Genomic DNA, 12,870 nt, shown 5'->3' with positions numbered 1-12,870 from the left:
TATGGCTCAACTTCCTGCTTCAATGCGCCGTAAGCGTGCAGCGATTACGTCAATTCATGATAAACCTCCTACACGTCAGGATAAGCTTCTGAACGTGGGGAGTTGGTTGCTCATGTTAATTGCTGTTGTTGTATTGCTTGCAGGAATATACGGATTTTATAAAGTCGTTACCGATGCAAGAGTTGCAACCCTTGAAGTGGTTGGAACAAATTCAACGGCAGAGACACAATTTATGTCACAACATCTCGCATCTGTTGTGACGGCAAATTATTTCACCTCGGATTTAGAACAAATTCGAGATAAAACACTTGAAGTATCATGGGTAGATCGTGTCGTTGTATCACGTGCGTGGCCAAATGGTATTCGAGTGCGCGTTATGCCGCGTCATGCGATTGCTCGTTGGGGAACAGGGCGATTATTAAGTGATGCTGGAGATGTCTATACAGAAGTGAAGGCGAAAAATCATTCAAATCTGCCACTGCTTCATGGACCGCTCAGCCAATCCAAAGTCATGATGCGTCGCTATAATGAAATTAATCAATTATTTCACCCAGTTAATATACGTTTAAAAGAGTTATATCTCACAGAGCGTATGACTTGGTTCATGCAGTTTGATTCAGGTTTACGTGTTATTGTCGATCAAGATCAAACGATGAGTAAGCTTCAACGTTTAAGTCATCTAGCACAAACAGATTTAAAGCCGATTTGGTCGAATATTTCTGCAATTGATTTGCGTTACCGAAATGGTTTAGCAATTCAGTGGCGAAATTCAGTTCCACCGAAAATTGTGAATGGTCAGTTTGTTGTAACGAGTAGTGACATAAGCGTTGCAGGTGGGATGACTGCGAAGCCATAATAGTTGGCTTGAAAAAGAGGCATTAAGCCAAAACATAAACAATCAAGATAATGGTAGTGATGTGATGAATGAAGCTGTTCCCTCAGTTGTTGCAATTGACATTGGGACACATAAAGTTTCAGTACTGATTGGAAAAGTACATGCCCCTGATCATATTCAGGTTATTGGCATGGCTAGTGCACGTAATAAAGGAATGAACAAAGGCAAAATTGTTAGCCTTGATAAAGTTACAAATGCAATTAAACAAGCCGTTCAAGAAGCTGAGGATATGGCGGAATGTCGTATACATTCTGCATGGGTTTCAATTCCAAGTACTGAATTGCAAAGTCATTATGCAATTGGTCGGACCCCAATTTCGAACGCTGAACATACGATTACGACAACGGAAATGGTTCGTGCTTTAGAACTTGCAAAAGCCAGCCATATGACGGCGGATCATTATTTAGCAAGTGCTGTACCTTTGGGTTTTGAGTTGGATGATTCATCTGAATGGGTGCAAAATCCAATTAACTTGTCTGCAAATAGTATGACGGCACATTATCAATTGATGATGATGCCAATCAGCACGATGCAAAACTTAGATCGTGCCATGAAAGGCGCCAATATTTCTGTAGAGAAAATGGTGGTGTCATGTCTAGCAACGGCTGAAGCAAGTTTGCTGAAAGATGAAAAAGAGTACGGTGTTTGTCTAGTCGATATTGGTGCAGGTACAACCAATATTGCGGTATATATAGAAGGACATCTTGTTCTTGCACATACGATTCAGCGTGGTGGTGAAAATGTAACACGTGATATTGCATCTGTGCTGCAAACCACAACAGAAGAAGCTGAGCGAATTAAGCTTTTACATGGTTGTGTTGATATTCACCAAGTTAAACCTGACCATATGATTCAGTTCGAGGCAATTGATGGCCCACAAACGATTAGTCGTATTGAGTTATCTGAAATTATTATTGCGCGCCATGAAGAAATTTTAGGTATGGTACGTCATGAGCTTGAGCAACGTGGTGCATTACAAAGTTTGTATCATGGTGTTGTATTGACTGGTGATGTTTGTCAAATTGAAGGTATGGTGACCTTGGCTCGTCGTATACTGGGTGTTTCTGCACATTTAGGCAATCCACCATTACATGTTGTTGCCGATGATCAGCACTTACCATCATTACGCCGTTCGATGTATGCTACAGCAACAGGATTATTATTATTCAGTCAAAGTGATATGCAAGAGGCAGTCGAAGAACCAGAAATTACAAGTGGTCGATCATTTTCTGATCGTGTTGTAAGTGGTTGGAATGCTTTAAATAACAAATTAAAGGGTATTTTTTAGGTGTAATTTTTTGGGGAGTATTGTTAGGAAGTTGTAAGCTAGCAGTTCTACGCTTGACAAGCTCCACAATGAACAGCATCCTAAAAGCAATTTTTATTATTGAAGATCAAGGCAGTATACGGGCTTAAGTGACTGCCAAATATATTAGGAAATTTAAAGGTCATGGCTTCATTTGAATTTTTAGACGATGAACAAACCGATAACAACGGTCAAGCCCGTTTTACAGTGTTTGGTGTTGGTGGCGGTGGTGGTAATGCCGTACAACACATGGTGCAATCTGATATCAAAGGTGTGAAATTTGTTTGTGCAAATACAGATAAGCAAGCGCTTGATCGTATGAATGCACCATTCAAAATGCAGCTTGGTGAGCAAAGTACACGTGGTTTGGGTGCGGGTGCAAATCCAGATGTAGGTCAAATTGCTGCTGAAGAAAGTCGTGAGCAAATTCGTCAACACCTTGAAGGTGCTGACATGGTATTTGTAACCGCAGGTATGGGCGGTGGTACTGGTACGGGTGCTGCACCTGTTGTTGCTGAAATTGCTCAAGAAATGGGTATTCTTACCGTTGGTGTTGTGACTACACCATTTAACTTTGAAGGTCGTCGTCGTCAACGTTCGGCTGAAAAGGGGATTGAGGCTTTAGAGCAACACGTAGATTCTTTAATTATCATTCCAAACCAACGTTTGCTTAGCGTTTACGGTGACATCTCTATGCAAGATGCTTATCGTAAAGCGGATGATGTTTTATTGAACGCAGTACGAAGCATTTTTGATTTGGTGGTTCGTCCAGGTCACATTAACCTTGACTTCGCAGATTTAAAAACAGCAATGAGTACGCGTGGCTATGCCATGATGGGTGAAGGGAAAAGTAGTGGTCCAGATCGTGCTGAAGAAGCTGCGCGTTTGGCGATTCGTAGCCCGTTATTGGACAATGTCAACATTATGAATGCCAAAGGGGTGTTAATTAACATCACCGGTGGTGCAGATGTGACTTTACGTGAAACTGAAATAATTACAGATGTTGTGAATCAAATTGTTGACCTTGAAGAAGGTGAAGTATTCTTTGGTACAGTATTTGATCCTGATGCACGTGATGAAATTCGTGTGACTGTGATTGCGACAGGTTTAACGCGTAATGCAACAGATGCAAATGATACCAAACGCAGAGCGCCACATGTGACCAATACCAGTACGCATTTCCAACAGGCTGCACAAAACACTGTTGTCGATGAGGACGATATCCCTGCGATCAATAAACGTCAAGAAGGTGTAAATCCAGCTGCTGCGCCAACTTCTGGTGCACGTTCTACACCGATGAGTATTCAAGACTATTTGAAAAATCAACAACGTAAATAATTGATAATTCTTAAAAAGAATAAATATCATCAAAAAAGGTAGTGAGATTCATTACCTTTTTTGTTTTTTATCAATGGCTAAATGTGCTAACGTATAGCAGATTTAAGAATGAAGACCTAACCAGCATGTTGAAACAACGTACCCTGAAGCGAGTCGTTAAAGCGAGTGGCATCGGACTACATAGCGGACAAAAAGTCATGATTAACTTTTTACCGCATGTGGCGGATGGGGGTATTGTTTTTCGCCGTATCGATTTAGACCCACCTGTTGATATCGCTGCAGATGCAATGCTGATTCAAGAAGCATTTATGTGTTCAAATTTGGTCAATCAAGAAACCAAAGTGGGAACCATTGAGCATGTGACCAGTGCGATTGCTGGTTTAGGTATTGATAACCTTATTATAGAAGTGTCTGCCTCAGAAATTCCAATTATGGATGGGAGTGCAGGACCGTTTATTTACCTACTCATGCAAGGTGAGTTGGTTGAACAAGATGCACCTAAGAAATTTATTCGTATTTTAAAGCCTGTTGAAGCATTGATTGATGATAAACGAGCAATCTTTTCACCACATGATGGTTTTCAAATTAACTTCACTATTGATTTTGATCATCCTGCATTTGCTAAAGAATACCAATCTGCAACCATTGATTTTTCTACTGAAACCTTTGTTTATGAAGTCAGTGGCGCGCGTACTTTTGGTTTTATGAAGGATTTGGATTATCTCAAAGCTAATAATTTAGCTTTGGGCGCAAGTTTAGATAATGCGGTGGGTTTGGATGATACTGGTGTAGTGAATGAAGAAGGATTGCGCTTTGCGGACGAGTTTGTTCGTCATAAAATTTTAGATGCAGTCGGTGACTTATATTTATTAGGTCATCAAATTATTGCAAAATTTGATGGCTACAAATCTGGCCATGCACTGAATAATCAACTTTTACGCAATGTGAAAAGTGATCCAAGTAGCTACGAAATTGTAACATTTGATGACGAGAAGTTGTGTCCAATTCATTTCGTCAACGTGACATAAGTCATTGTCTTTTAGTGTCTATGTTATAGTGTAACAAATTTAAATGTGATTTTAATCACATTTTTTGTATTCTAAATTATAAATATAACAATTTTGTTTACTTTTTATTGCTTGCCAAACGTAGTAAAGCTTGGCTAAGCTTAGGGTCGCTCACAAAACTAGCAGCATTTTGTAACATTTCAGAGGTTGCTGGTTCGATGCTTTTTACAGTTTTATTGGATAGCTGGTTTTTTTCAGTATTATTGTTTGGGGTGCGTAAACGAAGTTGCAGTTTTTGTAAGTCACGTAACTCGTTCATTTGTGATAATTGAGAAATATACTGTTTTTGAAGATAACCGAGCTGACTAATCATGGCTTGATTTTCACCGGTGATGGTCAAAATACCGTATTGATAACACACGACTTGCCATACCTCAGGTTGAGGTAATAGCGGTTGAATTAATTTAGTAAGTTTTTGCCATTCGGTAACTTGCTTTGTAAGAAACGATAAGTTTCCTGTTTTTATGTGCTGTCTTGTTGGTTGAAAGACGTTTTTCGGTTCAGACATACATTGTTCCTACATGGCCATGTCTTATCTTAAGCGCTCATTTCGGTTGATATCAAGGATGAGATCACGCAAGAAACTTGATTAAGAGCAGTTTAAGAGGTTTTTTATGCATACGCGACGTATTTTATTGGCTTTTACTCTGGCAGCTTCTGCTGCTTCGGTTGCATTCGCAGATTTGGTTCAAGTAGATTCAAGTTATTCTCAAACACCTGATCGTTTAGAGCAATTATCAAAAACATTATCTCAAGGCTCTTATAGCCATCCAGATGATCTTGATCTTCCTGCTAGCGCAAAAGTAAATATTACTTTGCGTAGCCAAGACAAACCAATTGAACTGAATAATGCAACCATTGCTAAAAAATACGGTTCGAGCACCACTTCTACAAATCGCTATTCAGCAAATGCTCCATATTCATGGTTAGTGACGCATCCGCTTCCAGACATGAAACGTGTAAGCTCTGATTTTGGTGGTCGTACAATGAGTGGTCGTGCAGAACACCATTCTGGTTTAGATCTTTCAGCACCAAGTGGTACGCCTATTTACGCGACAGGGCCTGGTATTGTCACTAAGTCAGGTTGGGGTACGGGTTATGGTCAATATGTCGAAATTAACCATGGGAATGGCTATATCACGCGTTATGCGCATGCTTCACGCTTAATCGCACGTGTTGGTGATCAAGTGAAAGCGGGTGAGCATATTGCCAATGTTGGTTGTACAGGCCGTTGTACTGGTCCTCACTTACATTATGAAGTAGTGAAAGATGGTCAGCGTAAAAATCCAAGCTCATATTTGGCAATGTTGCCTTAAGATCTCTTGATCATTCATGATTTGATCATGTGGTGTTAATGGAACTGAATTTAAAGCATCTGTCGCAATGAATTGGATTGAGTATTTACATTATCATTAAATAAAATTCTATTTGTATAATAAACCGCCTAAATTGGCGGTTTTTTGTTGTTTTATGTGACGTTTGGTCAATGACTATTTAGTTCCTAAATAATAGGGGCAGTCCACATTCAGCTGTAACGATAACTTAACAAGTCTAAAACATGATACATATAATATATAGAAAACAGTTCATGGAGTAAGTGGCAAATGGCGTATTATGGTGATAGCGACGCTCAAGAAACCAAAGAATGGCAAGATGCCTTTGATTCAGTGTTACAGCACATGGGAACTGAGCGTGCTTCTTTTTTATTAGAAAAATTATACCAACAAGCAATTTCGAAACATGTTTCTATTCAGCGTTTAAATACTCCTTATTTAAATACCATTACGGTTGAAGAGTCTCCAGCGATGCCAGGCGACCAAGATATGGAACGCCGAATCCGTGCATTGATTCGTTGGAATGCTTTGGCAATGGTATTGCGTGCCAATAAAACAGGTGATGACTTAGGTGGTCACTTGGCAAGTTTTGCGTCTTCAGCAACTTTATATGATGTTGGTTTTAACCATTTCTTCCGTGCCAATAGCGATAGCTTTGGCGGTGACATGATTTATTACCAAGGACATTGTGCGCCTGGTATTTATGCGCGTTCGTATTTGGAAGGGCGTTTAACTGAAGATCAATTGATTAATTTCCGCCGTGAAGTGGGTGGTCAAGGGCTTTCAAGTTATCCGCATCCTTATTTGATGCCTGATTATTGGCAGTTCCCGACGGTGTCGATGGGTCTTGGCCCAATCATGTCAATTTACCAAGCACATATTCAAAAATATTTGACCAATCGTGGCTTGATCAAAGATGAAAACCGTAAAGTTTGGGCTTATCTCGGTGATGGTGAGATGGATGAGCCAGAAAGTTTAGGTGCGATTTCTCTTGCAGGACGTGAAAAGTTAGACAATCTAATTTGGGTGGTTAACTGTAATTTACAGCGTCTAGATGGTCCAGTACGTGGTAATGGTAAAATCATCCAAGAACTAGAATCAGTATTCCGTGGTGCAGGTTGGCGTGTCATTAAAGTAGTATGGGGTCGTCATTGGGATCCTTTATTGGATAAAGACACTTCTGGTGCTTTAAAAGCACGTATGGATGAAGCACTGGATGGTGATTTCCAGCGTTATCAAGTGAAAGGTGGTGCATATACACGTGAGCACTTCTTTGGTAAATATCCTGAAGCTGAAGAGCTGGTTAAAGGCTTAAGTGATGAAGATATTGATAACTTGAACCGTGGTGGTCACGATCCATACAAAGTTTATGCTGCTTATGCTGCCGCAATGACCAGTAATGGTCAGCCTACTGTGATCTTGGCAAAAACAGTCAAAGGTTATGGTTTATCTGATGAAATTGAAGCGGTGAATAAAACACACCAAATCAAAAAAATGCATTTGGAGTCGTTAAAGTATTTCCGCAATCGCTTTAACTTGCCATTCGAAGATGATCAATTGGAAGAACTTCCTTTTTATCGCCCAAGCGAAAATTCACCTGAATTGAAATACTTAAAAGCGCGTCGTGAAGCTTTAGGTGGTTATTTGCCTGCACGTCGTAAAGATAGCGTAGCTTTAGATATTCCTGATCTGTCTATCTTTGATAGCGTATTGAAAGGCAGTGGTGGTAAAGAGCAATCTACGACGATGGTAATGGTTCGTTTAATTGCAGCATTATTGAAAGATAAAGCAATTAAAGACCGTGTCGTACCTATTGTTCCAGATGAAGCACGAACTTTTGGTTTAGAAGGCATGTTCCGCCAGTTGGGTATTTATGCTGCACATGGGCAGAATTATACTCCTGAAGACCAAGAACAGTTGATGAACTATCGTGAAGCAAAAGATGGTCATATGTTGAATGAAGGGATCAATGAAGCAGGTGCGATGAGTGCATGGGCTGCATTAGGTACAAGTTATTCAACCAATAACTTGCCAATGATTCCAATGTACATGTACTACTCTATGTTTGGTTTCCAACGTATTGGCGATCTTGCATGGGCAGCAGGTGATGCACAAGCTCAAGGTTTCTTGTTTGGTGCAACAGCAGGTCGTACCACACTGAATGGTGAAGGTTTACAGCACCAAGATGGTCATTCTCATGTTTTAGCCAATACCATTCCAAACTGTATCTCTTATGATCCTTGTTTTGGTTATGAGTTGGCGGTGATCATTCATGATGGTTTAGAACGCATGTATGTGAAACAAGAGCGTGTGTTCTATTATTTAACATTAATGAATGAAAACTACGATCAACCTGCTTTACCTCAAGAGGCGATTGAGGGAATCAAGCGTGGTATGTATCTATTTGAAAAAGATGACAAAGCGACTGTTCAGTTACTTGGTTCAGGTGTGATTCTGCGTGAAGTGATTAAAGCTGCACAGATTTTACGTGATGAATATCAAATACACTCCAATGTTTGGAGTGTAACAAGCTTCAATGAGTTGTCTCGTGATGGTATGGCGATTGAAGAATTTAATCGTTTACATCCATTGGAAGATGGTAAAGAGTCGTGGGTATCTCAGCAATTACGCGATACAAATGGTATCGTGGTTGCTGCAACAGATCATATGCGTGCTTATAGTGAACAGATCCGTGCTTATCTTCCGGACAATCGTCCTTATGTGACTTTAGGTACAGATGGTTATGGTCGTTCAGATACTCGTGCAAACTTACGTAGCTATTTCGGTGTAGATGCAGCACACATTGTTGTTGCGACATTGAAAAAATTAGCAGACGAAGGTGAAGTAGACGCTCGTTTAGTGAAGGATGCGATTTCTACATTTGAACTTGATGTTGATCGTCCTGTGGCGTGGTTACCGCAAGCTCATCCATCTACACAAGAAGTTGCGGCTTATACTGAGGAGAAATAATCATGCAAATTAAGACTCCTGATATTGGTGTAGATAAAGCCACCGTTGCAGAAATTTTAGTGAAGGTTGGCGATACGATTGCGGTAGATGACAGTATCGTTTTACTTGAGTCGGATAAAGCCTCTGTTGAAGTGCCTAGCACTTCAGCAGGCGTGGTCAAAAGTATTGCAGTTTCTGAAGGTGATGAAGTTTCAGAAGGTGCAGTATTGATTGAAGTTGAATCGGCTGATGCATCTGCCTCTACTCAAGAATCTGTAAAAGCTGAGCCTGCTGTAGAAACTCAAACAGAAGTGCAGCCTGTAGTACAGGCTGCGGTTGTAGTATCTGCTGCCCCAGCGACTTCGATTTCAACTCAAATTGTAGATGTTAAAGTTCCAGATATTGGTGTTGAAAAAGCGTTAGTTGGCGAAATCTTAGTTAAAGTCGGCGATGAAATTGCTGTTGATGATAGCATTGTTGTGGTTGAGTCGGATAAAGCAACGGTAGAAGTTCCAAGTGCGGTTGCTGGTACGGTAGAAAGCGTTGTCGTGAAAGAAGGTGATAGCGTTCAAGAAGGTGTAGTTTTAATTACCGTTAAAACAGCAGCGTCTACAACAACGGCTTCATCGGCTGCAACTCAAGTTGCATCAGCGGCAATGGTTGAAACGGCAAAAGCTGAGGCTCCAAAAGCCGTGCAAGCAACTCAGTCTGGGCCAGTTGAAATCGCTGTACCTGATTTGGGTGTAGATAAGGCCAATGTTTCTGAGATTTTAGTCAGCGTGGGCGACCGTGTTGAAAAAGATCAAAGCTTAGTCGTGGTTGAATCTGATAAAGCTTCTGTAGAAGTACCAAGTACTGTTTCAGGAACAATCAAAGCGATTCATGTCAGTGCCAATCAAGAAGTGAAACAAGGCATGCCATTGGTCACTATTGATGGTATTACAGATGTGCAACCTTCTGAGCAAGCGCAAGAAAAAGCGGCTGCACAACCTGTTAAAGCTGAATCCAAACCTGTAGCTCAGCCTGAAACAGTGGTTGAACCAAAAGCACATATTGCAAATTCATCGGACAAGTTAAGTAAAGAACAGCAAGCTGAGAATGCTAAAGTGTATGCAGGCCCAGCTGTGCGTAAATTGGCACGTGAATTAGGTGTCTTGCTTGCACAAGTTGAGTCTTCTGGTCCGCATCAACGTGTGATTAAAGAAGATGTTTTTGCTTATGTGAAGTCACGTTTAACGGCACCTCCAAAAACCGCACCTGTTGTTACGGCAGTGGCTTCTGGCTTACCTGCATTACCAGACTTTAGTGCATTTGGTGGTGGTGAAGTTGCGGCAATGACACGTTTGCAACAAGTGTCAGTACCTCAGTTATCTTTAAACAACTTTATTCCACAAGTGACTCAGTTTGATCTTGCCGATATTACGGAATTAGAAGCTTGGCGCGGTGAGTTAAAAGGCAAGTTTAAGCAAGAGGGTATCAGCTTAACGATCCTTGCCTTTATTGCCAAAGCAGTTGCTTTCTTGTTGAAAGAAGAGCCGTATTTTACTGGTCATTTGGCTGATGATCAAAAAGGTGTTTTATTGCGCAATGAAATCCATATGGGCATTGCCGTGGCAACACCAGATGGTTTAACGGTTCCTGTATTACGTAATCCAGACCAAAAATCAATTAAGCAGATTGCAATTGAATTGGGTGAATTAAGTAAAAAAGCACGTGATAAGAAACTTTCTCCGAAAGACTTACAAGGTGCAAACTTTACCATTACCAGTTTGGGTTCAATCGGTGGTACGGCATTCACGCCATTGGTAAATTGGCCACAAGTCGCAATTTTAGGTATTTCTCCTGCGACTATACAACCTGTTTGGAATGGTTCAGGTTTTGATCCTAAGTTAATGTTGCCATTGTCATTGTCTTATGATCATCGTGTGATTAATGGTGCAGATGCTGCTCGCTTTAGCAATAAACTGACGAAACTTTTAGCTGATATTCGTAATATTCTGCTTTAAGTGATTCGCTAGAATAAATGACCTCGCTTCGGCGTAATGTTGATTAGTTAAGAGTAATTTAGTGATTACTCATTTAAGAATCTCCCCTAACCCCTCTTTAAAAAAGAGGGGAACTATTGAGAATCTAAAGTAATTTTAGATTTTCTGCGTAGTTGCGTTACTCATCCCTCTTTTGAAAAAGGTGAGGATATGCTCCGCAAGGGAGAGGATTTAAAAAATACTTAACTGACTGGCATTACTCGCTTCGGCGAGGTTTTTTATTGCTCGTATTTTAGAGCTAATGTTACAAAAAATCTTCTAAAGCCTTAGTTTTATTATATAAGGTCAAAGCAGAATTAGGATTGAGATTCCAAATTTGCGGTGGGTTACGCGTAGGATGAGCGGCTTGCCATTGTGTTTTTTTGAGTTGTTCAAATGCTTTAAAACTTTTTAAAAATAGAGTCCAAAGATGCATATAATTTAGCTTTGGATCAGTGTTTAGTTGAGCATAACTATGGGTTTGCCCATCGAGCGGTTTAAAATCAAATCCAATGAAAACAATATTCTTGGGTTGAAATAGATGTGCAATAGATAGAGCTTGCAAGCCACAATTATTCCCATATACATGATCAGTCGCTTTGAAAAGCTGATCTTGATTGGCATGGTGAATAAATTGCATGCGAAGTACAGTTTCAGGGTAAGCTCGGGTATTTCCTAAACCACATCCCGTGATAAAAAGCCCCTTAAATTGGGTTGCCAATTGTGATTGATATTTCATCCACCAACTATAATCACTGTGATGGGTAATCTGCGCATGTGGAAAAAGTTCAAAAGCTTGATTGCAGCAAATCACAAAGTGTTTAGGATCATGCAATGCAGTTAAATTCATCATTTTTATAGATGGGCCACCACCAATGATGAAAATCGTGTCTATAAATTTATTGTTTTGAATATATTGATAAAAATGAGAAGTCATAAATGAGACATTATAAAGTTGGAATGATTTTTTGATAAAAAGATGAAAATTTTTTCAATGCATTGTAAACTATAAGCACTTCATTGGGGAGTAGCCGCTATTTGCAGTCAATAGAGACTTGTAAATAGGTGATGGTCAACATAATTGTTCAACAGAACATGGTCATCATAGCAAAGAACCAATTTAGCTGATTTTATTCAGCTTCTTTTGTTGGCAAGACCTTTGATTTATCACTCCGCATTGAATAGGTGACTATTCATATAGGCTAGCAGGAGGGGTAAGTCATCGGTAAAAATTGCTAGCCAGAGACTAAGATATGTTACATGCTTTCCTCATCTCTTTAGTGGTTGTTGCCTTGTCTGAAATGGGCGATAAAACACAACTTCTTGCGCTACTTCTTGCGGCAAAATTTCGAAAACCTATCCCAATACTCTTTGCTATTTTATTGGCAACGATTGTCAACCATGGCGTGTCTGCGGTATTAGGTCAATGGATCACGACTGTTCTCAGCCCTACCGTTCTACTATGGATTGTTTCGCTTGGATTTATTGCAATGGCAGGTTGGATGCTGATTCCAGATGAATTGGATGATGAATCTGAAAGCATCAATAAATGGCAGAAATATGGGGTTTTCGGAGCAACTTTTGTGTTGTTCTTCCTTGCCGAAATCGGTGATAAAACTCAAATCGCCACAGTCGCTTTAGCTGCTCGATTTGACAGTGTGGGTTGGGTAACAATCGGTACGACGCTTGGAATTATGCTCGTCAATGCGCCTGCGGTATTTATTGGTAATAAATTGGCAGATAAATTACCGATTTCTCTTATTCATAAAATTGGTGCAGCGATTTTCTTAATTATTGGTGTTGCGGCATTGGTACAACATTATTTTTTATAAAAAACAGCATTGTTTTTTAATCACAGTAAACCCAGCTTGATGTTGGGTTTTTTATAATTTGTGTAAAAATCACGAAAATAATTATTAAACTTTGGCTGTATATTCATTGTCAGTTTGAATAAAAC

The 12,870-nt window shown here is 40.0% G+C and carries 10 protein-coding genes and 1 riboswitch; of the genes, 8 read left to right on the top strand and 2 right to left on the bottom strand.

Annotation, left to right across the window (positions count from 1 at the left end):
• Window position 1 precedes the first annotated feature (1 nt).
• From CDA10_RS13350 to lpxC, 4 genes are all read left to right on the top strand, one after another.
• Complete coding sequence (locus CDA10_RS13350) at window positions 2–856, top strand: cell division protein FtsQ/DivIB (protein ID WP_089606074.1); 855 nt, start codon at window positions 2–4, stop codon at window positions 854–856.
• A 64-nt stretch (window positions 857–920) separates the two neighbouring features.
• Window positions 921–2,183 (top strand): cell division protein FtsA, encoded by a 1,263-nt coding sequence (gene ftsA, locus CDA10_RS13345; RefSeq protein ID WP_089606073.1) that lies wholly within the window; start codon window positions 921–923, stop codon window positions 2,181–2,183.
• Between the two features lie 162 nt (window positions 2,184–2,345).
• Window positions 2,346–3,539 (top strand): cell division protein FtsZ, encoded by a 1,194-nt coding sequence (gene ftsZ, locus CDA10_RS13340; RefSeq protein WP_089606072.1) that lies wholly within the window; start codon window positions 2,346–2,348, stop codon window positions 3,537–3,539.
• Window positions 3,540–3,664: 125 nt separating this feature from the next.
• A complete protein-coding gene (gene lpxC, locus CDA10_RS13335) occupies window positions 3,665–4,567 on the top strand; it encodes a UDP-3-O-acyl-N-acetylglucosamine deacetylase (RefSeq protein WP_089606071.1) in 903 nt (300 codons plus the stop codon).
• A 97-nt stretch (window positions 4,568–4,664) separates the two neighbouring features.
• Here the strand turns inward: lpxC and CDA10_RS13330 are convergent, their stop codons facing one another.
• Entirely contained in the window at window positions 4,665–5,114 is a 450-nt protein-coding gene (locus CDA10_RS13330) for a DUF721 domain-containing protein (protein ID WP_089606070.1), read from the bottom strand.
• Window positions 5,115–5,220: 106 nt separating this feature from the next.
• Between CDA10_RS13330 and CDA10_RS13325 the strand changes: the two genes are divergently transcribed.
• From CDA10_RS13325 to CDA10_RS13315, 3 genes are all read left to right on the top strand, one after another.
• The gene (locus tag CDA10_RS13325; RefSeq protein WP_089606069.1) at window positions 5,221–5,922 is read left to right on the top strand and encodes a M23 family metallopeptidase; all 702 of its coding nucleotides are present in this window, start codon (window positions 5,221–5,223) and stop codon (window positions 5,920–5,922) included.
• A gap of 288 nt (window positions 5,923–6,210) precedes the next feature.
• Window positions 6,211–8,910, top strand: coding sequence for a pyruvate dehydrogenase (acetyl-transferring), homodimeric type (gene aceE / locus CDA10_RS13320; RefSeq protein WP_089606068.1), 2,700 nt, complete (start codon window positions 6,211–6,213; stop codon window positions 8,908–8,910).
• A gap of 2 nt (window positions 8,911–8,912) precedes the next feature.
• Window positions 8,913–10,895: a 2-oxo acid dehydrogenase subunit E2 gene (locus CDA10_RS13315; RefSeq protein WP_089606067.1), complete on the top strand. Its 1,983-nt coding sequence runs from the start codon at window positions 8,913–8,915 to the stop codon at window positions 10,893–10,895.
• 283 nt (window positions 10,896–11,178) lie between these two features.
• Here CDA10_RS13315 and CDA10_RS13310 read toward each other — a convergent pair whose 3' ends face one another.
• Window positions 11,179–11,850 carry a methyltransferase type 11 gene (locus tag CDA10_RS13310; protein ID WP_089606066.1) on the bottom strand — a complete coding sequence of 224 codons (672 nt, stop codon included), beginning with the start codon at window positions 11,848–11,850 and terminating at the stop codon, window positions 11,179–11,181.
• Window positions 11,851–11,923: 73 nt separating this feature from the next.
• Window positions 11,924–12,078, top strand: a riboswitch (yybP-ykoY riboswitch).
• An 88-nt stretch (window positions 12,079–12,166) separates the two neighbouring features.
• On the opposite strand from CDA10_RS13310, the gene CDA10_RS13305 reads away from it, so the two are divergent.
• Complete coding sequence (locus tag CDA10_RS13305; protein WP_089606065.1) at window positions 12,167–12,745, top strand: TMEM165/GDT1 family protein; 579 nt, start codon at window positions 12,167–12,169, stop codon at window positions 12,743–12,745.
• The last annotated feature ends 125 nt before the right edge of the window (window positions 12,746–12,870 follow it).

Source organism: Acinetobacter piscicola (assembly GCF_002233755.1).
GTDB classification, from domain to species: Bacteria; Pseudomonadota; Gammaproteobacteria; order Pseudomonadales; family Moraxellaceae; genus Acinetobacter; species Acinetobacter piscicola.
Note: the sequence above shows the minus strand (reverse complement) of the source record. Positions and strands in the feature narration are given on the sequence as shown.